This is a genomic window from Brevundimonas sp. ALps5, assembly GCF_058681645.1.
The window spans coordinates 258,936-280,105 of sequence record NZ_CM178744.1; the positions used below are offsets into that span (position 1 = coordinate 258,936).

The window sequence follows — 21,170 nt, forward strand, 5'->3', positions numbered from 1 at the left end:
TCGCATCCCGGGGGCGAGCTTCAGGCAGACGAAGGCTCCAGTTTGATTCCACGGCCTCTCCAGCCGGCCGACCGACCCCGGTGTCGGAAGGGCCCGTTCCGGACTGAAGCCGTGCGGCTCGCGTTCATCGGCGCCGTCCTCGCCTCTGGCCTCGTCGCCGGCCTGACCTCCCCTGCCCTCGCCGAACCCAAGGCCCAGATTCGCGGCGAGATCGACAGCGCGCTGCGGGCCCAGCTGGTCCGCGCCGTGGGCGACGTCAACGACGCGCCCGCCAACCGTTTCGAGGCCCGGCGCCGGGCCCGGTCGTCGGTTGAGCTGGCCCAGGCCCTGCTGCGCTCCGAAGGCTATTATCAGGCGACGGTCGAGGATGTGGTCGAGGGCGAGGACAACCCCATCGCCGCGATCAACGTCATCCCCGGCCCGCGTTTCCTGATCAGCGGCCCGATGATCGCCTGGGCCGCCCCGGCGCCGACACCGGCCGTCGAGAGCGCCGTCTCGGACGAGATGGGCCTGACGGTCGGCGAGCCGGGCCGCGCCGTGGACGTCATCGCCGCCGAGGGCCGCATCGTCGCCGGCCTGACCCGCCGGGGCTATGCCGACGCCAAGACCCAGCCGCGCCGCGTCGTGGTCGATCATGCGACCTTCACGGTGCAGCCGACCTACAACATCGTCTCGGGCGATCTTGTTCGGCTGGACGGGGTCAAGCTGGACACCGAGGGCTCGACCAATCCGAACTGGGTCGCGGGCCTGGCCCCCTGGAAGGAGGGCGACGTCTTCGATCCGGATCAGGTCGCCGAGCTGGAGCGGCGCCTGCTGGACACCGGCGTCTATGACGGCGTCGGCGTGGCCCTGGCCCCGGCCGACCAGATCAACGCCGACGGCCACCGTCCGGTGATCGTCAGCCTGAACGACCGGCCGCGCCGCACCCTGGAGGCCGGCGCCAGCTTCTCGACCGCCGAAGGCTCCGGCGTCGATCTGATCTGGACCTGGTTCAACCACTACAACCGCGCCGACACGATCAAATTCCAGGCGCGGGCCGCCAACATCGACAGCCGGCTGGGCGTCGACCTGTCCCTGCCCCACTGGCGCCATCCGGGGCAGACGCTGAAGCTGTCCGTCGCCGCGGTCAACGAAGACACCAACGCCTACCGCCGCACCGCCCTGGCGACGGCGGCGGACCTGCAGCAGCGCATCGGCCGAACGTCATACTACAGCTACGGCGTCGGTCTGGACGCGGGCCGGTACTTCGAAAACCGCTACGACCCGATCACCCAGGCGCCGCTGAGCTTCGACCGCGACCTGGCGATCCTGACGGGCCGGGCCAGCGCCTATCTGGACCAGTCGAACAATCCGCTGAACCCGACGCAGGGATATCGCGTCACCCTGAACGTCCAGCCGACGGCGGTGGCGGGCGAGGACACGGTGCTGTTCCTGCGCACCGAGATGCAGGGGACGATGTATGTCCCGGTCGAGAAGAACGCCCACACGGTTCTGGCCGGACGGGTCCGTATCGGCTCGATCCTGGGCGGTCAGGAGCTGACGGTGCCGTCGGACCGTCTGTTCTACTCGGGCGGCGGCGGCTCGGTGCGCGGCTATGAGTACCAGGGCGTCAACCCGCGCCTGCCCGACAACACCCCGCGCGGCGGCCTGTCGCTGTTCGAGGGCTCTATCGAGGTGCGGCGCGACATCGGCGAGAGCTGGCAGGCGGTGGCCTTCCTCGACGCCGGCGCCGTCGGCTTCCAGGAGACGCCCAACCTGACCAATATGCGCTATGGCGCGGGCGTCGGGGCGCGGTTCAAACTGCCGTTCGGCCCGGTCCGCGCAGACCTCGCCTTCCCCCTGTCCCCGCGTGAGGGCGACAGCAACTTCCAGATCTACATCAGCATCGGTCAGGCGTTTTGACCGAGGAACCCGACATCGTCGAGGCCTTCAAGGCCGATCCGGACACCCCGGCCAAGCATGAGGTGCGCAAGCGCACCCGGCTGCAACTGGCGGCCTTCGTCGCCGGGATCGTGACGGCGTCGCTGGTGGTCATCCTGCTGCTCGGCCTGATCGGCGGGCGGATGTATCTGCTGTCGGACTCGGGGCGCGGACTGGTGACCAGTTTCGTCGCGGGGACCAAGATCAGCCGCTATGGCCGCATCAATGTCGAGGGGCTGAAGGGCGACCTGTTCAACGACTTCACCCTGGACCGGGTCACCATCACCGACAAGAAGGGCGTCTGGCTGGAGGCCCGCAACGTGCGCGTCGACTGGTCCTATCTGCCGCTGCTGACGCGCCGTTTCCATGCCGATGAGATCAGCGCCGACAGGATCACCCTGATCCGTCGCCCCGAGATCGATCCGCCGGACGGCAAGCCGTCCCAGCCCATGCCGATCAGCGTCGACATCGACCGGTTCGCCGCCAATATCGAACTGCTGGAGGGCTTCTCCAAGGAATACGGCAAGTGGCGGCTGACGGGCTCGGCCAAGATCCCGCGCTTCGGGAACAAGGACGCCGAGGTCAATGCCTACAGCCTGAACCGGCAGGGCGACTATCTGCGGCTGACCGCGACCTTCGGCGGCAAGCCTGAGGACCTGCGCCTGAACCTGCGCGCCAATGAGGCTCAAGGAGGCCCCATCGCCGGCTCGCTGGGTTATTCGCCCGACCAGCCCTTCTCGGCCGTCGCGATCATCAACGGCGAGATCGTCGATGCGACGGTGAAGACCGGCCAGTTCGTTCCTCTGGTGGTCAAGGGCCACTACGGCAAGGCGGGCGCCCGGATTTCGGGCTTCGCCGACTTCAGCGGCTCGGACCTGCTGGAGCCCTTCGTGCGCCGGATCGGCCGCACCGCCCGCTTCGGCTTCGCCGCCGTGCCGGACGCGACCCGCAAGGGCTATCAGGGCGTCGGCTGGCGCTTCATCTCCGAGAACTTCAACTCCAATGCCCGGGGCCTGATCCGGATGTCGGACCGGTCCGCGCCCGACGGGGTCCAGCTGGAGGTCGAGACCGGCTCCCTGACCCGGTTGCTGGGCCTGACCCTGGGCGGGCGCACGGCCTGGAGCGGCGTCTTCCGCGGCGACGCGGCGACCTGGACCCTGACCGGCCGCGCCACCATGCTGGCCGCCGACATCGCCAGCTACAAGGCGACGCGGATGACCGGCCCCCTGAACATCCAGGTCAAGAACGGCCGGATGGATCTGGACAGCGACCTGGTCACCAACGGCGGCTCCACCGAGGGCGTCATCGGCGCCCTGTTCGGCGCGACCCCGCACCTGAAGGTCGAGGCGGCGCGGATGAAGGACGGCGCCATCCTGTTCGAGAAACTCAATCTGGTCGGTCAGGGATTGCTTGTGAACGGCACAGGCTCGCGCAACCTGACAGGCGGCCTGGGCTTCCGGGGCTCGGCGCGGATCACCGACATCGGCCGGGTGCAGAAGGGCGCCAGCGGCCAGCTGGCCGGGACCATCACCGCCTCCAACCGTTCGGGCCAGCCTTGGCGGCTGGGCTTCGACGGGCGCGGGGTGAAGGTGCTGACGGGCCTCGCCGAACTCGATCGCTTGCTGGGTCCGACCCCGCGCGTCCAGTTCGACGGGCGGATGGAGCATGAGCTGACGGTCGACAAGCTGCTGGTCACCGGGACCATGGGCGAGGCCGCGGCCCGGGGCCTGATGGGCTTCGACGGCACGCTGAGGCTGGCGCTCAACTGGAACGCCCGTGGGCCGTTCGGCGTCGGGCCGGTGGCCATCGACGGCGCCATGGTCGGCAACGGCGCCCTGACCGGCACCCTGGCCCAACCGCGCGTGGATCTGACGGCGGGCTTCGACAAGGTCGACGCCGGGCCGCTGAAGCTGACCCAGACCCAGCTGATCCTGAGCTTCCGGAAAGGCCTGGATGCCTCCGACGGCCGGGTGACGATCACCAGCGCCTCCAACTACGGCCCCGCCGCCGCATCGGGCAGCTTCTTCCTGGGTGGCAAGGCCATCCGCCTGACCGACGTCGATGTCGATGCGGGCGGGGTGAAGGCGCAAGGGGCGATCTCCCTGTCCGACAGCATTCCGTCCAGCGCCGACCTGACCTTCAGCGCCCGGCCCGGCGCCTTCATCGCCTCGGGCAGCGCCGAGGGCCGCGTGCGCCTGACCGAAGGCAGTGGAGACGACACGGCCATCCTCGATGTCACGGCCAAGAACGCCCGCCTGACGGGCTCGACCTATACGATCCGCAGTCTGGATCTGAAGGGTCACGGAACCCTGTCCCGCCTGCCCTTCACCCTGGCGCTGGACGTCGGCGGCGACGTGCCGATCCAGTTCAACGGCTCCGGCGTCTATTCCCGCCCGAACAGCTCCGATCAGAGTGTCACCCTGAGGGGCGGCGGCCGGGTGCGCGAGATCAGCTTCACAACCCGCAATCCGGCGGTCATCGCCCTGGCCGGGGACGGCAAGGTGGCGCGCGTCGACCTGAACGTCGGCGGCGGCGTCCTGCTGGGCGAGCTGCGTCAGGATTCCAACGCGGCGGTGATCGAGGCCGATCTCAGCGCCGTCGAGCTGGGCTCGCTGGTCTCCGACCTGCGCGGTCAGATCACCGGCAAGGTCTCGCTGCGCGGCGCCGGCGACAATCTGGACGGCACGGCCAATGTGACCCTGAAGCAGATCCGCAGCGTCGACGCCCCGCGCGGCCTGGCCGTGGACGGAACGCTGAACGCCACCCTGAACAACGATGTCCTGCACGTGGTCGCCGCCGCCAATGACGACACAGAGGTGCGGGCCAATGTCGACCTGACTCTGCCGGTCGAGGCCTCGGCCGCGCCGCTGCGGCTGGCTGTGGTACGGACCCGCCCGATGTCGGGCACGGTGTCGATCCAGGGCCAGATCCAGCCGATCTGGGACCTGTTCCTGGGCGGCGAACGCTCCCTGGCCGGTCAGGTCAACGGCAATGCGACCATCGCCGGCACCATCGCCGAGCCGCGCATCAACGGCCGGCTGGATGTCAAGGAGGGCGCCTTCCGCGACAACGCCACGGGCCTGAGGCTGAACGCCCTGACCATGGCCAGCCGTTTTGACGACACCACCGCCCTGATCGAGACCTTCAGCGCCAACGACGGCGACAAGGGCACCGTCACCGGCGACGGCCGGATCGGGCTGCGCGAGGGCTCGGGCTCCAGCTTCGAGCTGGCCCTGACGAAATTCAAGATCATCGACAACGACATCGCCGAGGCCCATGCCTCCGGCCCGATCACCGTGGTGCGCGGCGCCGACGGCAACATCACCCTGACCGGCCAGATCGCCGTCGACGATGCGAAGATCGAGGCCAATCCGCCGGGCGTGAACGGCGTGGTCGGCATGGATGTGGTCGAGATCAACCGGCCCGGCGGCGATCCGCCCGAAGCGGATACGGCCAAACAGCGTGGTCCGCAGTTCGGGCTGAACATCCGGCTGACCTCACCGGGCGGCGATATCCGCGTGGTCGGCCGGGGGCTGAACGTCGAGATGCGCGTCAACGCCCAGGTCACGGGCACCATCGCCCAACCGGTCCTGACCGGGAACGCCAACGTCGTGCGCGGCGACTATGAGTTCGCGGGCAAGCGGTTCGTATTCGACGATCAGGGCACGGTGGCCCTGTCGACCGATCCCAAGCTGATCCGACTGAACCTGTCGGCGACGCGGGACGACCCGACCCTGACGGCGACGATCAAGGTCACGGGCACGGCGGACACGCCCAAGATCGAACTGACCTCCACCCCCGCCCTGCCCCAGGACGAAATCCTGTCCCAGGTGCTGTTCGGCCGCTCGGCCTCGCAGCTGTCGCCGTTCGAGGCGGCCCAGCTGGCCTCGGGGGTCGCCTCGCTCGCGGGCGGCGGCGGCTTCGATGTGGTCGGCAACCTGCGCGAGCTGGCCGGGCTGGACCGGCTGTCGTTCGGCGGGCAGGCTTCGGCCCTGACGGTAGCCGGCGGCCGCTACATTACCGACAACGTCTATCTGGAGATCATCGGCGGCGGCGAAGGCGGGGCGGCGGTCAATGTCGAATGGCAGATCCGCCGCAACCTGGCGGTCAGTTCCAAGGTCGGGGGCACGGGCGACGCCACCCTGTCGATTCGCTGGCGCCGGCAGAGCCGCAATCCGGGCGGCCGGACGGACAGTCGGCCGAACCGGAACTGACCGGGCGATGGGCCTGCTCGATCGTCCGGGCGATCACTCGTCCGGGTCGACGAACGGGACCGCGTTGAAAGCCTCGATCCAGGCGTCGAACGAATCCGTCTCCTGGCGCGTGTCGCCGAGGTCGTGGTCGAACCGCCAGATCGCCGCGTCGTCGCTGCGCACGCAGAACAGATTGCCCATGCAGTCGTTGGCGAAGGCCGCGAACTCCGGCGCCAGCCCCATCTCGCGCCCGCTTTGCGTCGAAGAGATCATGTCCTCCGGGACGAGGAAATCAGCGACGTCTGAAAGATAGAGATCGTTCTCGGTGATGCTGTGAAGCAGGGCGATGGTCGGCGCGGGCCTGCCGTACCGGGACAGGCTGGCAGCGAGCGCATCGGGGAGGCGGACGCCCAAGGCGGCTTCCACCTCCGACCGCCATCCTTCGGGCATCGGCTCAGGCGAAGACCCGGGGTGGGTCCATTTTCCGATGAAGGCGGCCAGAGGGTCGCCGCTCAAAGGACCTCCAGCACCCGTTCGATCGGACGGCCGATGCGGGCGCCCTTGCCGGTCTCGACGATGGGGCGTTCGACCAGGATCGGCTCGGCGATCATGGCCTTCAGGATGGCGGCGTCACTGGCGTCGGCGGCGAGGAGGGCCTTGGCGCCCTCCTCCCTGGTCCGCAGCAGGCCGCGCAGCCCGCCCGTCTCCGCCGACAGCCGGTTCAGCGTCGCCGCGTCCCAACCGGTCTTCAGATATTCGACGATCTCGGGCTCGACGCCCCGCTCCCGCAGCAGCGCCAGCGCATTGCGCGAGGTGCTGCAGCGGGGATTGTGGAACAGCGTAACGGGCAAATCAGTAGGCCGCGTTGGCGGCTTCCATCTGGATCTTGTCGAGCTTCGAGATGCCCTTCAGGCCGGTGATATGCAGCACGGCCTCGACGACCATGACCACCAGACCCAGGACGATCTGCCACATCGGCGTGGTCGGGGCGCTGCCGGTCGGGATCGCGCCCGAGCTCATCATCGCGACCGAAGCCAGGGTGCTGAGAATGCCGAAGGCGATCAGGCACAGGAAGATGATGGCGATGATCTTGTTGGGCCGGCGCCATTGCACGAAGGCCAGGATCGCCTGGATCACGGTGAAGCCGACGCCCATCCACAGGGCGCTCTGGACCGCCACCTCGGCGACCATGGCGGCGTCCGGCCCGCCGGGCTGGGCGCTCGCCGCGGCCGAGGCGGTCGCCGCCGCCTTGATCGCGGCCATGCTCGTCCAGGTCAGGATAATGCTGAAAACGCCGTAGATGACGCCGATGAGAATGGCGATGGCGCTCGCGCGCGCGGCCTTCGTGGCCTCGGCCTCGTTGGTGATCGGAGTGGTCGGCAACAGATAGGTCATGGGTGCTTCCTCAAGCTGACAGAGGGCAACCCTAGCTTGCCGAACGACGCGGCGAAACCGCCGACCTTCACCTTTTCATACAAGACGCCTAGGGTCCGGCCGATGCGGATTCTTGCCCCCGATCAGACCGTGCTGGACCATGTGGCGGCGCGGGAAGCCACGATCATCGGCCGTGCCGTGGACTGGGCCGGGATCAACTCGGGCAGCCGCAACGCGCCCGGACTGAACGCCATGCTGGACGTGCTGGAGGGCGAATCGCGCCGCCTGCCCGCCGAGGTCGTGCGCATTCCGACCCAGGGCTCCACGACCGTCGGCGACGACGGTTCGGTCAGGGCCGAGGCCCATGCCGACGCCCTTCAGATCACCGCCCGTCCCGAGGCGCCTGTGCAGGTCGTCCTCACCGGCCACTACGACACCGTCTTCCCCGCCGAGAGCGGCTTCCGGTCGGTCGCGGTGCGCGCCGACGGCGCCCTGAACGGGCCAGGCGTCGCCGATATGAAGGGCGGCATCTCGGTGATGTTGGCGGCGCTGGAGGCGTTCGAGACCCATTCCGACCACGCCAATGTCGGCTGGACCGTCCTGCTGTCGCCGGACGAGGAGATCGGGTCGCCTGCGTCGGCGCCCCTGCTGGCGAAGCTGGGCGCCGCCGGTCATGTCGGCATGACCTATGAGCCGGCGCTGGCCGACGGGACGCTGGCCGGGGAGCGCAAGGGCAGCGGCAACTTCCACCTGATCGTCACGGGCAAGGCGGCGCATGCGGGCCGGGCCTTCCATGAGGGCGCCAACGCCGTCGCCGGGGCGGCCATCATCGCCGCCGCCCTGCACGCCCTGAACGGCCGCCGCGAGGGGGTGACGGTCAATGTCGCCAAGATCTCGGGCGGCGGCGCCCTGAACGTCGTCGCCGACAACGCCGTGGTGCGGTTCAACGTCCGCGTCCCCGATGCGCAATCCGCCGCCTGGGTCACCGACGCCGTGCGCGAAATCGCCGCGACGCCGCCGTTCGAGGGGCTCACGCTGGATCTGCACGGCGGCATGACCCGCGCGCCCAAACCGATGGACGCCAGCCAGACCGCCTTGTTTGAAGCCGTGCGCGAGACCGGCGCCCTGCTGGGCCAGACCCTCGCCTGGACGCCGTCGGGCGGGGTGTGCGAGGGCAACAACCTGCACGCCGCGGGCCTGCCCAATATCGACACCCTGGGTGTCCGCGGCGGCGACATCCATTCGGACCGCGAGTTCGCCTGGCCCGACAGCTTCGTCGAGCGCGCGCAGCTCTCGGCCCTGATCCTTTGTAAGCTGGCGAGCGGCGAGATCGACGCCCACCGCCTGAAGTCCCTGCGTCTGGAGACGATGTAAGAAATGCTCGTCGTCCGCCCTGCCCTGCCCGCCGACCTCGACCATTTGCTGGAGCTGGCCATCCTGTCCGGCCCGGGCTTCACAAGCCTGCCGGAGGACCCGGACCAACTGACCGAGCGGCTGGACCTCAGCCGCGACAGCTTCGCGGGCGCCCTGCCGCCCGAGCAGCGCTGGTACACATTGATGCTTGAGGAGAGCGACACCGGCGACATCGACGGCATCGGCAGCGTCAAGGCGGCGGTGGGGCTGAAGCGGCCCTTTTTCTCCTACCGCGTGGTCAACAACGCCTCCTCCTCGCCGTCGCTGAATATCCGGCTCGAGCACCAGACCCTGGTGCTGGTCAATGAATGCACCGGCTGGACCGAGGTCGGGTCCCTGTTCCTCAAGGCGGATCGGCGCAAGGGCGGCGCGGGTCGGCTGCTCAGCCAGTCGCGCTACATGCTGATCGGGGCCGAGCCCGACCTGTTCGCCGATACGGTGCTGGCCGAGCTGCGCGGGGTCTTTACGCCCGACGGCGCCTGCCCCTTCTGGGACCATGTGGCCCATAAGTTCTTCCCCATGCCGTTCGACCAGGCGGACATGATGACGGGCTCGACGGACAAGCAGTTCATCCTCGACCTGGCCCCGCGCCACCCCATCTATGTCGACCTCCTGCCCGAGCCGGCGCGGGCGGTGATCGGCAAGGTCCACCCGCAAGGGGTGCCGGCCATGGCCCTGCTGGAGAGCGAGGGCTTCCGCCCCAACGGCCTGATCGACATCTTCGACGCCGGTCCGACCGTGACCTGCGGCCGCGACAACATCCGCACCGTCCGCGACGCCCGCCCCCTGACCGTGGCCATCGCCGCCGAGGTCGAGGCCGAACTGCCGTCCCTGATCTCGACGAACAGCGTCGGCGCCTTCCGCGCCGTGCGTCAGCGTGTCGCCCTCGACGGCGACGTCGCCACCGTCTCGACTGAAACCGCCGACGCCCTGAAGGTCCGGGCGGGCGACACCGTACGTATCAAGGCCTGAGTGCAATCATGACCGTGTTCCAGTCGACCGACCCCGCCACCGGCGAAACCGTCTGGGAGGGCGAGGCCGCCTCCGCCGCTGACGCCGCCGCCGCGGTCGATGCCGCGCGCGCCGCCTTCCCCGACTGGGCCGACCGGCCGCGTCAGGACCGCATCGACGCGGTGAAGCGCTATCAGGCCATCCTGAAACGCCGCGCGCCCGAGATGGCCGAGGCGATCAGTCGCGAAACCGGCAAGGCCCTGTGGGAGACCAATACCGAGCTGGCCTCCATGGCCGGCAAGGTCGACATCTCGATCCGCGCCTATGACGAGCGCACCGGCGAACGGACGACCGAGACCGCCTTCGGTCACGCCACCCTGCGCCACCGTCCGCACGGGGTGGCGGCGGTGCTGGGTCCGTTCAACTTCCCCGGCCACCTGCCCAACGGTCACATCGTCCCCGCCCTGCTGGCGGGCGACACCGTCGTCTTCAAGCCGTCGGAGGAGACGCCCCTGACCGGCCAGCTGATGGCCGAATGCCTGGCCGAGGCGGACCTGCCGACCGGGGTGTTCAACCTGATCCAGGGCGGACGCGACACGGGCGCGGCCCTGCTGGACCAGAAGATCGACGCCCTGATGTTCACCGGCTCGGGCGCGGCGGGGGCGTATTTCAGGAAGAAGTTCGCCGACGATCCGCATGTGATCCTGGCGCTGGAGCTGGGCGGCAACAATCCGCTGGTGGTCTGGGACGCGGCCGACGCCGAAGCCGCCGCCGGGATCGTGGTCCAGTCGGCCTTCGTCACCACCGGTCAACGCTGCTCCTGCGCCCGGCGTCTGGTCGTGCCCGAGGGGCCGCAGGGCGACGCCATCGTCGAGGCCGTGGCGGCGCTGTCGGACCGGCTGGTCTTCGCGCCGTGGGATTCGTCGCCCGAGCCCTATGCCGGGCCGCTGATCTCGGAGAAGGCCGCCAACGCGGCGCTTCAGGCCCTGCAGCAGCGCATCGATCTGGGCGCGAAGGTGATCCGCGCGAGCGGTCCGGTGGACAACCTGCCGGGCGCGTTTGTGAAGCCGGCCATCATCGACGTCACGGGCCTGAAGGTGCTGGACGAGGAGATGTTCGCGCCGTTCCTGCAGGTGATCCGCGTCCCGAGCTTCGAGGCCGCCGTCGCCGCCGCCAACGACACCCGCTATGGCCTCTCCGCCGGTCTGGTGTCCGACAATCCGGCGAACTGGGATCACTTCATCCGCCGCATCCGCGCGGGCGTGGTCAACTTCAACCGGCCGACCACCGGCGCCGCCGGCGACATGCCCTTCGGCGGCCTCGGCGACAGCGGCAACCACCGCCCCAGCGCCTGGTACGCCGCCGACTACTGCGCTTATCCGGTCGCCAGCTTCGAAGCCGGGGCGGTGAAGAACATCGAGGGCGAGATCAGGGGGTTGCGGACGTGATCTCCGGCTGGCGCGGCGACAGACGGATCGGTTCGCCGACCCTTTGGGAGCGCTGGGCCGATCCCTTGCGCTTCGGTCTGATCTGGGTCGGCCTGATGACGGTCGTCTCAGCAACTGGCGTTGCGATCCAGGTCTGGGGCCATCCGATCGACTGGTTCGGGTGGAGCCGTCTTTGGTGCATCTCTTTCGGTCTCCCCGGCGGCATCATGGCGATCACCGGGCTGTTTGGGCCCAACAAGCCACGCGCCTTGGCCTTTGCTTTGGTAGGCGCCGCCCTGCTTGCAGCCGTATGGTTCCTCGCCCTGCCCCTCCTGACCGCACTCGGCGTGGTGATGATTATCCCGGTGGCCCCGTGACCTCCGCCGTCGAAGCCAATGCCGACGGTCTGATCGGCCCCACTCACTCCTATGCGGGCCTGAGCCCCGGCAACCTCGCGGCCAGCCTGTCGAAGGGCGAGGCGTCGAACCCGCGGGCGGCCGTGCTGCAGGGGCTCGACAAGATGAAGCGGCTGGCGGACCTGGGTCTGCCTCAGTTCGTGCTGCCGCCGCATGAGCGGCCCGATATCGGCTTCCTGAGGAGCCTCGGCTTCGGCGGCACGGACGCCCAGGTGCTGGAGAAGGCGTGGAAGGACGCGCCGGCCTATGTCGCCGCCGCCGCCTCGGCCTCGCCGATGTGGGCCGCCAACGCCGCGACGGTGACGCCCTCGGCCGACAGCGCCGACGGCCGCGTCCACTTCACCCCGGCCAATCTGCACACCAATCTGCACCGGTCGCTGGAGCACCGGCAGACGAAGCGGGCGCTGGACGCCCTTTTCCCCGATCCGGCCCGGTTCGCGGTTCACGACGCCCTGCCCGCCCATGCACAGTTCGCCGACGAGGGCGCCGCCAACCACGTCCGCCTGTGCGCCGGGCACGGGGCGCCGGGGGTCAATCTGCTGGTCTGGGGCCGCGAGGCGCACGAGCCGTGGGACGGCGCCTTCCCTGCTCGCCAGACGCTGGAGGCCTCGCAAGCCGTCGCGCGACGGCATCAGGCGGGCCGCCCCGTCTTCCCGCGTCAGGGTCGGGCCGCCATTGCTGGAGGTACGTTCCACAATGATGTCGTCTGCGTCGGGTCGCTGGACACCTTGCTCTTCCACGAGCTGGCCTTCGAGGACACGGCCAAGACCAAGGCCAACATCCGCGCCGCCGCCGAAGGTCTGTTCGACCCGATCTTCGTCGAGATCGCCGAGGCCGACCTGCCTCTGGCCGACGCCATCGCCAGCTACCTGTTCAACTCCATGCTGATCCAGGTTCCGGGCGAGGACCGCCTGACCCTGATCTGTCCGACGGAGACCCGCGACAACGCCCGCGCCCATGCGGTCGCCCAAGGGTTGGCGGCGTCGAACGGCCCCATCGGGCGGGTCGAATATGTCGACGTGCGCCAGTCGATGCGCAACGGCGGCGGCCCGGCCTGTCTGAGACTCCGCGTCGTCCTGACCGACGACGAGCTGGCGGCGACCAATGCCGACATGCGGCTGACCGAGGGGCTGCACGGGGCGCTCAGCGTCTGGGCCGTCAACTGGTATCGCGACCGCCTGACCCCGGCCGATCTCGCCGACCCGGCCCTGCTCGACGAGAGCCGCGGCGCGCTGGATGAGCTGACCGGCATCCTGGGCCTCGGCTCCGGCTTCTATCCGTTCCAGAGGGACTGACCCATGACCGCCGAAGCCATGACCCCGGCACGCCGCCTCCGGAACATCATCGGCGGTTCGGCCGGCAATCTGGTGGAGTGGTTCGACTGGTACGCCTATGCGGCCTTCACCCTGTATTTCGCGCCGGTCTTCTTCCCGGACGAGGATCCGACGGCCCAGCTGCTGAGCGCCGCCGCCGTCTTCGCCGTGGGCTTCCTGATGCGGCCGATCGGGGCCTGGGTCATGGGGGTCTATGCCGACCACAAGGGGCGCAAGGCCGGTCTGACCCTGTCGGTCAGCCTGATGTGCGCCGGGTCGCTGATCATCGGCTGCGCGCCCGGATACGCCCAGATCGGCATCGCCGCCCCGATCCTGCTGCTGTTCGCCCGGCTGCTGCAGGGGATCAGCGTCGGCGGGGAATACGGCTCCTCGGCCACCTATCTGTCGGAGATGGCCACGCCGAAGCATCGCGGCTTCTGGTCCAGCTTCCAGTATGTGACCCTGATCTCGGGCCAGCTTCTGGCCCTGCTGCTGCTGATCGTCCTGCAAAGGACGCTGAACACCGAAGCCCTGGAAAGCTGGGGCTGGCGCATCCCCTTCTTCGTGGGCGCCCTTCTGGCCGTGGTCGTCTTCTGGCTGCGCCGTCGACTGGACGAGACCGCTGCCTTCAAGGCCGAGGGCGTGCGCACCGAGCCGAAGTCCAGCGCCCTGCAGCTGATCCTGAAGCATCCGAAAGAGGCGCTGATGGTGCTGGGCCTGACGGCCGGCGGCACCCTCGCCTTCTATACCTACACGACCTACCTGCAGAAATTCCTGGTCAATACCTCGGGCTTCTCCAAGACCACGGCGACGGAGATCAGCGCCGGCGCCCTGCTGATCTATATGCTGCTTCAGCCCGCCGTCGGGGCCCTGTCGGACCGGATCGGACGTCGGCCGGTGATGATCGCCTTTGGCGTGCTGGGCGTGCTCTGCACCGTGCCGATCATGTCGACGCTGGCCGTGACCACCAACGCCTTCGCGGCCTTCGCCCTGGCCCTGTCAGCGCTGGTCATCGTCTCGGGCTATACGGCCATCAATGCGGTGGTGAAGGCCGAGCTGTTCCCGGCCCACATCCGCGCGCTGGGCGTCGCCCTGCCTTACGCCATCGCCAACGCCCTGTTCGGCGGCACGGCGGAGTACGTCGCCCTGTGGTTCAAGCTGGACGGAAACGAGAGCCGCTATTTCTGGTACGTCACCGTCATGGTCGGCGTGTCGCTTCTGGTCTTCGTCTTCATGCGAGACACGAAGCACAAGACGCTGATCACGCACGAATAGGGGTCACGCCGCGAACCGGCCGCCCCGCGCCGCGTAGCTCTGGGTCCCACGCGTGATCACCCGGTCGCCCGGCAGGACGGCGTCGACGGCGATGTCGGGCTGGCCCTTCACGGCGTCATAGACCGGGCCGAAGTCCTTCAGTGTCACTTCCTTCAACGCCTCGATCGAGGGGATGACGAAATAGACCTGCTGGAAGTCGTCGATGCGGTAGAGGGTGCGCATGACCCGCTCCAGCTCGAAGCCGATGCGGTTCGGCGACGGGTCTTCCAGCGCGAAGACGCTCTCGGTCGCCGAGGAGACGATGCCTGCGCCGTAAATCTTCAGGCCCTTGGCGGATTCCATCAGGCCGAACTCGACCGTGTACCAGTAGAGCCGGGCCAGCTGGGGCAGCATGCCCAGCGAGGCGGCGCGCTGCCCGCCCTTGCCATAGGCCTGCATATAGTCGGCGAAGTCGGGGTCGGTCAGCATCGGCACATGGCCGAAGACGTCGTGGAAGATGTCCGGCTCCTGCAGGTAATCCAGCTGGTCCGGCTTGCGGATGAACTGGCCCGAGACGAAGCGGCGGTTGGCCAGGTGGTCGAAGAAGACGTCGTCGGGCACCAGGCCCGGCACGCACTCCACCCGTCCAGCCGGTCAGGGTCTTCAGCTTGGGATTGAGTACGGCGAAGTCGGGGATGCCGCCGGTGTTCAGGTCCAGCGCCTTGAGCCCGTTCATGAAAGCGTCCGAGGCCCGGCCCGGCAGGATCTTCATCTGCCGCTCGTACAGGGTGTCCCAGGTGTCGTGCTCGACCTCGGTATAGGCGCGCCAGTTCTGGCTGATGGTCCAGTCGGCGGCGGCGCCCGGCGGAGGGGCGTCGAAGACGTGTTCAAAGTCGGACATGGGCGCGCTCCTCGGGAAGCCGTCTTCTTGATGCCCTATCTAGGCCGAGCCGAAACGTCCGACTAGTGGATCGGCTGCTTCGCTGGCGCGTGGTGACCCGCCGCATCGACGGTGAACCAATGGGCCTCGTCATCCGGCGTCAGCGGTTCGACATCGGTGTCGATCTCGAGCACCCCCTCGGCGGCGTAGACGAGGAAGCCCGAATCCTCACCCATGGCCAGAACCCGATAGAAGGGCTGGTCGCGGTGCTCCGGGCCGGGCTGATCGATCGGCCCGGCATAGACGGCGTCCACATCGACGATCAGGCCGCGGAAGGCCTGCTCCCGGTGGCGGACGATCTGGCCGAGGCCGAATTTGGCTGTGTGCTCCTGGGTCATACCATCAAGCTACGTCACCCAGCCTGAGCCAGATCCATCCGAGCCGTTCATGCGGCCGTCATATTCGCTTGGCGCGCGACGAATCCTGAGGCTAGGTTGCCCGTGACGGGCGCCGGCATCGGTTGCGCCCATATGAAAGTTCGGCCCATGCCGGAACCAGACGGCGCGCCTTCGGGGCGCGACGACCGGTCCCAGCGACAGAGGTCCGACCGCGCTTCGGCCCCGGGCAAGTCCCGCGGCGGCGCACAGGGCCATGGAGCGTCCAGTCGGGATGCGCCGCTGTATGGCGCGCTCGATCTGGGGACCAACAACTGCCGCCTGCTGATCGCCCGCCCGGCGCGGGAAGGCTTTCGCGTGGTCGATAGCTTCAGCCGCATCGTGCGCCTGGGCGAAGGTCTCAGCCACACCGGCAGGCTGGATGAGGCCGCCATGGACCGCGCCTATGACGCCCTGGCCTCCTGCGCCGAGCGGGTGATGCGCAAGGGCCTCGAATCGGAGCGTCTGACCGCCGTCGCCACCCAGGCCTGCCGTCAGGCCGAGAACGGCGCCGCCTTCATCGAACGCGTCCGGGCGGGCACGGGGCTGAAACTGCGCATCATCGATCCGGCCGAAGAGGCCCGGCTGTCGGTCGAGGGCTGCCTGAACCTGTTCGATCCCCGCGCCGAGGCGGTGCTGGTCATCGATGTCGGCGGCGGTTCGACCGAACTGTCCTGGCTGAGGAAGCAGGGCCGCGAGATGAAGACCGTGGCCTGGATGTCGGCGCCGCTGGGCGTGGTCACCCTGGCCGAACGCCATCCGGAGCCCGAGGACGCCCTCGGGTCCGCGGGTGCGATCTGGTACGAGGCCATGGTCGCCGACATGGGCGCCGCCATCGCCGCCGGCGGGATCGTCGACGCCGAGATGCGCGACCTGTTCGGACGCGGTCGGGGCCATATGGTCGGGACGTCCGGGGCGATCACCAGCCTGGCCGGCATCCACCTGAACCTGCGCCGCTATCAGCGCGACCGCATCGACGGCCTGTGGATGACCCGCAAGCAATGCGAGGCGGCGGCGGATCGGCTCAAGGCCCTGGGCCCCGACGGCCGCGCGGCCGAGGCCTGCATCGGGCCGGACCGCGCCGATCTGGTGCTGGCCGGCGCCGCCATCCTGGAGGCGGTGCAACGCGCCTGGCCGTGCGAGCGCGTGCGCGTCGCCGATCGGGGTCTGCGCGAAGGCCTGTTGCTGCAGAGAATGCGCGAGGACCGCAAGCCGCGCCGTCGGCGTCGCCGGGGACGTGGCAAGGGCGCCGTCGCCGCCGCCGAATAGAGGCCTAGCGGGGGCCTGATGCGCCCGGCGCAGCCGTTCCGGCCGGAGCCGCCGCCGCAGCTGCCGATCCGCCCGAAACCTGCACCGGCAGGACGATGTCGCAGACCGAGAAGTCGGCCCCCTTCGACGCCCGCGTCAGGTCGGCCAGGGCGCGGAAGCGGGGCGAGCCGGTATCCAGCACCTGGACCGTCGGCCGGTCGGCCTCGGGCAGGTCTGAAGCGATGCGGACCGAGGTCATCCGGTCGGGATCGGTGACGATGCCGCTGCCCTCGGCTCCGGTCTTCAGGCTGCGCACCACGTCGAGACCCGACACGACGGCGCCCCAGACGGTGTAGCGTTTGTCCAGCGAGGGATAGGGCTGGCGCATCAGGAAGAACTGGCTGTTGGCGCTGTCGGGATTGTCGTCGCGCGCCATGCCGGCGACGCCCGGGCAATAGACCCCCCAGCCGTGCACCATGTGATCCGCCGTGGTGGCCATATAGCTGTCGGGCTGGGTCTGGATAGGCAGGGAGTGAACGAAGCCCAGGACGGCGCCGGCGGGCGCCGCGACGGGCGAAAACGGCAGGTCCGGCCCGCGCCGGAAGGTGAACTCGGCCTTCAGGTCCGGATAGGCGCTCTGACCATCGCCGGTGCCCAGCGGATCGCCGGTCTGGGCCATGAACAGGTCGATGACCCGGTGCCAGGTCAGGTTGTCGAAGAAGCCGTTGCGAGCCAGCAGCCGCATCCGCTCGACGTGCAGGGGCGCGACCTCGGGGGCCAGCTCGACCAGGATGCGGCCCTTGGTGGTCTCGATGACCATCAGGTTCTCGGGCGGCACGGTGCGCCACTCGGACGGCGGCGGCGTGGTCGGCGGGGCGGGCGGCGGTGGGGGGGTCTGGGTCGCGGCCGCCGGAGCGGCCGGCGCATGCGGCGTCGGATGGGCCGGCGCCGTTTGCGCGAATGCGCCCGACGCCAGGATGAGGGAGGCCAGCGCCCCCGCCGTCACGGATTTGATCACGCCGTCCCCTCCCCTGATCCGTCTCAGCCGCCGGTCACGAGCGTCGGGGTCTCGACGTCGCAGATCCCGAAATTCAGTCCCAGCCGGGCCTTGGTCGCCTCATAGCGCAGGGCGAAGGCCGGGCTGGTCGGCAACAGCACCTTGACCGTCGGGCGCTGGGCCTCGGGCATGGTCGAGGCGATCTGGACCTTGGTCATGATGTCCGGATTGGCCACGGCGCCGTCGCCGTCGCTGGCCCCCGCGTTCAGGGCGCGCACCACCTCGATCCCGCCGACGATACGGCCGAAGGTGGTGTAGCTGCCGTTCAGATTGGCGTTGGCGCCGGTCATCAGATAGAATTGGCTGTTGGCGCTGTTGGGGTCGCCCGACCGCGCCATGCCCGCCACGCCCGGACAGAACATGCCGTTGGCGTCGACCTTCATATCGGCGGTGACGAACATCTGGGCGTCGGGCTGGGTCTGGATCGGCATGGAGCCCAGGATGCCGCGCACGCCGGAGGGCGAGGCGCCGGGCACCACGGCGAAGTCAGGATTGCGTCCCCGGCGGAAGGTGAACTCACCCGGCACGTTCGGCAGGTCGCTGCTGCCCGCGCCGGTGCCCAGGGGATCGCCCGTCTGCGCCATGAAGCCGGCGATGACACGGTGGAACTTCAGCCCGTTGTAGAAGCCCCGCTCCGTCAGGGTGCGGATCCGCTCGACGCTCTGCGGCGCCACGCGCGGCTCAAGCTCCACCAGGACCCGGCCCTTGGTGGTGTCGATGACCAACAGATTGTCGGGCGAGACCGTGCGCCAGTCCGCCGCGTCCGCCGGCGGCAGGGGCGTGGAGGCCGGAGCCGGCCCCTGGGGCGGGGTGCGGGCCATGAGCTGCGCCTGGGACGGACCGGCGGCGAGCGCCATGAGGCCGGCGACGGCGGCGGCGAGAACGGTGAGCGGACGCGAGTTCATGCGTGTTTCTTGACCCTTTCCCGCACGCGCGCGGCGACGGCGGGGCTGACGAAGCTGTCGATATTCCCGTCCAGACGGGCGATCTCCTTGACCAGGCGGGAGGCGATCGCCTGATGGCGCGGATCGGCCATCAGGAACACGGTCTCGATGTCCTGATTGAGGCGCTGATTCATCGCCGTCATCTGGAACTCATATTCAAAGTCGGCGACGGCGCGCAGGCCGCGCACGATAACGCTGGCCTCAAGCTCTTCGGCGAAATGCATCAACAGGCTGGAGAAGGGTTTGACCACGATGTCGCCGTCAAAGCGCGCCACCTCGGCCGCGACCATCTCGACGCGCTCGGCGGTCGAGAACAGAGGCCCCTTGTCGTCGTTCTGGGCCACGCCGATGACCAGCCGGTCGACCAGTTTGGTGGCCCGGCCGATGATGTCCATATGGCCGTTGGTCACCGGGTCAAAGGTGCCTGGATACAGGCCGATGCGCATTTTTCCGCTTGGCATAAGGGGTCGCCCTTCCCGCTTCAGACGGCGGTGTTAGCAGGTGCGAAAGTCACGGCCTAGAGGGGGCGCGAGACCGGGCGGATCACTCGGCCTCGCCCGCGTCCAGGCCCTTCAGATAGGGCCGGGCGGCCAGGATGGCCTGGCTGCGGTTACCGACGCCCAGCTTCCTGAAGATGGCCGACAGGTGCTGTTTCACCGTCCCCTCGGTCAGATTCATATCGCCGGCGATCTGCTTGTTCAGCCGGCCGTCGGCCAGGGCAACCAGGACGCGCAGTTGGGCCGCCGACAGGGTCGAGATGCGCTGCTGGAAGTCCACCGCCGCCGGCGTGGGCGCCGCGGTCTCCGGGAAGGGCGGCTGCTCACCGCGCAGGATGGTCCCAACCGCGTTGACCAGTGACGACACGGGCGCCGACTTGGACAGATAGGCCGACACCCCGAAGGTCCGGGCCAGGGCCACCGTATGGGCGTCCGCGCGCGAGGAGACGATGGCGATGGGCACGCCCGGCAGAAGCTGCTGCAGCCGGATCAGGGCGCTGAACCCCGTGGCGTCGGGCAGCATCAGGTCCAGCAGCACCAGCTTGATGCGGGCGCCGTTGGTCCGGGCATAGGCCTCGGCCTCGGCCGCCGTCGTGACCCGGCCGACCTCCAGATGCGGATAGGCCGCGCCGACCGACAGTTCGAACGCTTCTCCGACCAAGGGATGGTCGTCGACGATCAGGACAATCCACTGCATGGCGATGAATCAGGCCTCCTTCCCCTCTTTTCCCACAACCGGGGTGTGAGGCAAACAAGAACGGCATGGTTACCGAAAGATTATCCAATACTTTGCGGCAAGCCAATAGACTTGGTAAATTCCAAGTAACCATCCCATTCGTTTCTGTATTGATCTCGCCAAAAGCGTATAACCTTGGTGTGTTTTGGCCCGTTATGCGGGCCCCGGTTGTAGACATCGACAGTTGAGACGGGTCATCACCGCGTCATCAGGTTGCAAACGCCCTTCGGGAGAACGTCATGTCCAACAAGCTTTTCTTCGCCGCCGCCGCCGCCCTTGTCGCCGCCGTCGCGAGCCCCGCCTTCGCCCAGTCGTCGGCCTCCACCACCGGCACGGGTTCGGTCACCATCGTCCGCCCCCTGACCATCACCAAGAACGCCGACCTGGCCTTCGGCACCGTGGTCCGCCCGGCGACGGGTTCGGGCACGGCAGTGGTCAGCGCCGCGGGCGCCCGTTCGGTCACCGGCGGCGTCGTCGGCCTGTCCTCGGGCGCCACGCCCGCCGCCGCCCAGTTCACCGTCTCGGGTGAAGGCGGGCAGTCGATCTCGGTCACCATCCCGGCGACCTTCTCGATGGCCAACGGCCCGGACACCCTGACGGTCACGACCTCGAACAACCTGACCGGCTCGGCCTCGGCCCAGACGCTCAGCAACGCCATGGGCGCCGCCGGCACCCTGGTCTTCAACGTCGGTGGCAGCGTGCCGATCGCCTCGACCACCCCGACCGGCACCTACAGCGGCTCCTTCACGGTCTCGGCGGCCTATAACTAAAGGCATATTCAGGACGCCGACAACGCGAGGTTGGGTTAACCCTTCGGCGCTAGTCTGCGGGTCGAACGCCGCCCCCGGGTCCAGACCAATGCTCAGATCAGCCGCCCCCCTCATTGCCGTGGCGCTCGCCTTTTCCGGCGCCGCAGCCGCCCAGACACAAACGGCGCCGGCCCCCGCCCCGGTGGTCACGGCGACGCCGACCGGGGCCGATCTGAACATCTCGCCTCGCCGCGTGACCTTCGACGCGACCCAGCGCGCCGCCTCGGTCTATGTGTTCAACCAGGGCGACGCCCCGGCCACCTACACTGTCGAACTGGTCGACCGGGTCATGTAGCCGGACGGC

Annotated in this window: 19 protein-coding genes and 1 pseudogene; 11 read left to right on the top strand and 9 right to left on the bottom strand. The window is 68.9% G+C overall.

Features of this window, described 5'->3' with window-relative positions:
- The first annotated feature begins 111 nt into the window (after nt 1-111).
- Both ACW172_RS01060 and ACW172_RS01065 read left to right on the top strand, forming a co-directional pair.
- A complete protein-coding gene (locus tag ACW172_RS01060) occupies nt 112-1,902 on the top strand; it encodes an autotransporter assembly complex protein TamA (protein WP_492033351.1) in 1,791 nt (596 codons plus the stop codon).
- A complete protein-coding gene (locus ACW172_RS01065; protein WP_492033352.1) occupies nt 1,899-6,134 on the top strand; it encodes a translocation/assembly module TamB domain-containing protein in 4,236 nt (1,411 codons plus the stop codon). The genes ACW172_RS01060 and ACW172_RS01065 overlap by 4 nt, the downstream gene beginning before the upstream one ends.
- Before the next feature lie 33 nt (nt 6,135-6,167).
- On the opposite strand, the gene ACW172_RS01070 is transcribed toward ACW172_RS01065, so the two are convergent.
- Genes ACW172_RS01070 through ACW172_RS01080 form a run of 3 tightly spaced genes read right to left on the bottom strand, consistent with a single transcriptional unit; the run spans nt 6,168 to nt 7,508 of the window.
- Nucleotides 6,168-6,629 carry an SMI1/KNR4 family protein gene (locus ACW172_RS01070; protein WP_492033353.1) on the bottom strand — a complete coding sequence of 154 codons (462 nt, stop codon included), beginning with the start codon at nt 6,627-6,629 and terminating at the stop codon, nt 6,168-6,170.
- Entirely contained in the window at nt 6,626-6,964 is a 339-nt protein-coding gene (gene arsC, locus ACW172_RS01075; protein WP_492033354.1) for an arsenate reductase (glutaredoxin), read from the bottom strand. Before arsC ends, ACW172_RS01070 begins: the two co-directional genes overlap by 4 nt.
- Before the next feature lies 1 nt (nt 6,965).
- Nucleotides 6,966-7,508: a hypothetical protein gene (locus ACW172_RS01080; protein WP_492033355.1), complete on the bottom strand. Its 543-nt coding sequence runs from the start codon at nt 7,506-7,508 to the stop codon at nt 6,966-6,968.
- A gap of 102 nt (nt 7,509-7,610) precedes the next feature.
- Here ACW172_RS01080 and ACW172_RS01085 point away from each other — a divergent pair, with 102 nt between their 5' ends.
- The 6 genes from ACW172_RS01085 to ACW172_RS01110 are packed head-to-tail and all read left to right on the top strand — an operon-like array spanning nt 7,611 to nt 14,282.
- A complete protein-coding gene (locus ACW172_RS01085; RefSeq protein WP_492033356.1) occupies nt 7,611-8,861 on the top strand; it encodes a hydrolase in 1,251 nt (416 codons plus the stop codon).
- Between the two features lie 3 nt (nt 8,862-8,864).
- A complete protein-coding gene (locus tag ACW172_RS01090) occupies nt 8,865-9,872 on the top strand; it encodes an arginine N-succinyltransferase (protein ID WP_492033357.1) in 1,008 nt (335 codons plus the stop codon).
- An 8-nt stretch (nt 9,873-9,880) separates the two neighbouring features.
- Nucleotides 9,881-11,299, top strand: coding sequence for a succinylglutamate-semialdehyde dehydrogenase (gene astD / locus ACW172_RS01095; RefSeq protein ID WP_492033358.1), 1,419 nt, complete (start codon nt 9,881-9,883; stop codon nt 11,297-11,299).
- Nucleotides 11,296-11,655 (top strand): hypothetical protein, encoded by a 360-nt coding sequence (locus tag ACW172_RS01100; RefSeq protein ID WP_492033359.1) that lies wholly within the window; start codon nt 11,296-11,298, stop codon nt 11,653-11,655. Before astD ends, ACW172_RS01100 begins: the two co-directional genes overlap by 4 nt.
- Nucleotides 11,652-12,989, top strand: coding sequence for an N-succinylarginine dihydrolase (astB, locus tag ACW172_RS01105; protein WP_492033360.1), 1,338 nt, complete (start codon nt 11,652-11,654; stop codon nt 12,987-12,989). The genes ACW172_RS01100 and astB overlap by 4 nt, the downstream gene beginning before the upstream one ends.
- 3 nt (nt 12,990-12,992) lie before the next feature.
- A complete protein-coding gene (locus ACW172_RS01110) occupies nt 12,993-14,282 on the top strand; it encodes an MFS transporter (protein ID WP_492033361.1) in 1,290 nt (429 codons plus the stop codon).
- Between the two features lie 3 nt (nt 14,283-14,285).
- Here ACW172_RS01110 and phhA read toward each other — a convergent pair.
- Together phhA and hspQ are read right to left on the bottom strand one after the other, a co-directional pair.
- Nucleotides 14,286-15,162 (bottom strand): annotated as a pseudogene (gene phhA / locus ACW172_RS01115) (phenylalanine 4-monooxygenase).
- A 62-nt stretch (nt 15,163-15,224) separates the two neighbouring features.
- Nucleotides 15,225-15,539, bottom strand: coding sequence for a heat shock protein HspQ (hspQ, locus tag ACW172_RS01120; protein ID WP_492033362.1), 315 nt, complete (start codon nt 15,537-15,539; stop codon nt 15,225-15,227).
- 147 nt (nt 15,540-15,686) lie between these two features.
- Between hspQ and ACW172_RS01125 the strand changes: the two genes are divergently transcribed.
- Nucleotides 15,687-16,844 carry a Ppx/GppA phosphatase family protein gene (locus ACW172_RS01125; protein ID WP_492033363.1) on the top strand — a complete coding sequence of 386 codons (1,158 nt, stop codon included), beginning with the start codon at nt 15,687-15,689 and terminating at the stop codon, nt 16,842-16,844.
- A 4-nt stretch (nt 16,845-16,848) separates the two neighbouring features.
- On the opposite strand, the gene ACW172_RS01130 is transcribed toward ACW172_RS01125, so the two are convergent.
- The 4 genes from ACW172_RS01130 to ACW172_RS01145 all read right to left on the bottom strand — a co-directional run bounded on the left by ACW172_RS01130 (nt 16,849) and on the right by ACW172_RS01145 (nt 20,018).
- Nucleotides 16,849-17,841, bottom strand: coding sequence for a peptidylprolyl isomerase (locus tag ACW172_RS01130; protein WP_492033364.1), 993 nt, complete (start codon nt 17,839-17,841; stop codon nt 16,849-16,851).
- Between the two features lie 23 nt (nt 17,842-17,864).
- Nucleotides 17,865-18,785: a peptidylprolyl isomerase gene (locus tag ACW172_RS01135; RefSeq protein WP_492033365.1), complete on the bottom strand. Its 921-nt coding sequence runs from the start codon at nt 18,783-18,785 to the stop codon at nt 17,865-17,867.
- On the bottom strand, nt 18,782-19,270 hold the full coding sequence (coaD, locus tag ACW172_RS01140; protein WP_492033366.1) for a pantetheine-phosphate adenylyltransferase: 489 nt from the start codon (nt 19,268-19,270) through the stop codon (nt 18,782-18,784). Before coaD ends, ACW172_RS01135 begins: the two co-directional genes overlap by 4 nt.
- 97 nt (nt 19,271-19,367) lie before the next feature.
- Entirely contained in the window at nt 19,368-20,018 is a 651-nt protein-coding gene (locus tag ACW172_RS01145; protein ID WP_492033367.1) for a response regulator, read from the bottom strand.
- Between the two features lie 278 nt (nt 20,019-20,296).
- Between ACW172_RS01145 and ACW172_RS01150 the strand changes: the two genes are divergently transcribed.
- Nucleotides 20,297-20,827, top strand: a complete 531-nt coding sequence (locus tag ACW172_RS01150; RefSeq protein WP_492033368.1) for a DUF4402 domain-containing protein — start codon at nt 20,297-20,299, stop codon at nt 20,825-20,827.
- A gap of 88 nt (nt 20,828-20,915) precedes the next feature.
- Complete coding sequence (locus tag ACW172_RS01155) at nt 20,916-21,161, top strand: hypothetical protein (RefSeq protein WP_492033369.1); 246 nt, start codon at nt 20,916-20,918, stop codon at nt 21,159-21,161.
- Nucleotides 21,162-21,170 lie beyond the last annotated feature (9 nt).

What these genes read in the sequence shown, in the direction of transcription:
- ACW172_RS01080 (WP_492033355.1), bottom strand. Translation starts at nt 7,508, where the DNA reads ATGACCTATCTGTTGCCGACCACTCCGATCACCAACGAGGCCGAGGCC.
- ACW172_RS01085 (WP_492033356.1), top strand. Translation starts at nt 7,611, where the DNA reads ATGCGGATTCTTGCCCCCGATCAGACCGTGCTGGACCATGTGGCGGCG.
- ACW172_RS01090 (WP_492033357.1), top strand. Translation starts at nt 8,865, where the DNA reads ATGCTCGTCGTCCGCCCTGCCCTGCCCGCCGACCTCGACCATTTGCTG.
- astD (WP_492033358.1), top strand. Translation starts at nt 9,881, where the DNA reads ATGACCGTGTTCCAGTCGACCGACCCCGCCACCGGCGAAACCGTCTGG.
- ACW172_RS01110 (WP_492033361.1), top strand. Translation starts at nt 12,993, where the DNA reads ATGACCGCCGAAGCCATGACCCCGGCACGCCGCCTCCGGAACATCATC.
- hspQ (WP_492033362.1), bottom strand. Translation starts at nt 15,539, where the DNA reads ATGACCCAGGAGCACACAGCCAAATTCGGCCTCGGCCAGATCGTCCGC.
- ACW172_RS01125 (WP_492033363.1), top strand. Translation starts at nt 15,687, where the DNA reads ATGCCGGAACCAGACGGCGCGCCTTCGGGGCGCGACGACCGGTCCCAG.
- ACW172_RS01135 (WP_492033365.1), bottom strand. Translation starts at nt 18,785, where the DNA reads ATGAACTCGCGTCCGCTCACCGTTCTCGCCGCCGCCGTCGCCGGCCTC.
- coaD (WP_492033366.1), bottom strand. Translation starts at nt 19,270, where the DNA reads ATGCGCATCGGCCTGTATCCAGGCACCTTTGACCCGGTGACCAACGGC.
- ACW172_RS01145 (WP_492033367.1), bottom strand. Translation starts at nt 20,018, where the DNA reads ATGCAGTGGATTGTCCTGATCGTCGACGACCATCCCTTGGTCGGAGAA.
- ACW172_RS01150 (WP_492033368.1), top strand. Translation starts at nt 20,297, where the DNA reads ATGTCCAACAAGCTTTTCTTCGCCGCCGCCGCCGCCCTTGTCGCCGCC.
- ACW172_RS01155 (WP_492033369.1), top strand. Translation starts at nt 20,916, where the DNA reads ATGCTCAGATCAGCCGCCCCCCTCATTGCCGTGGCGCTCGCCTTTTCC.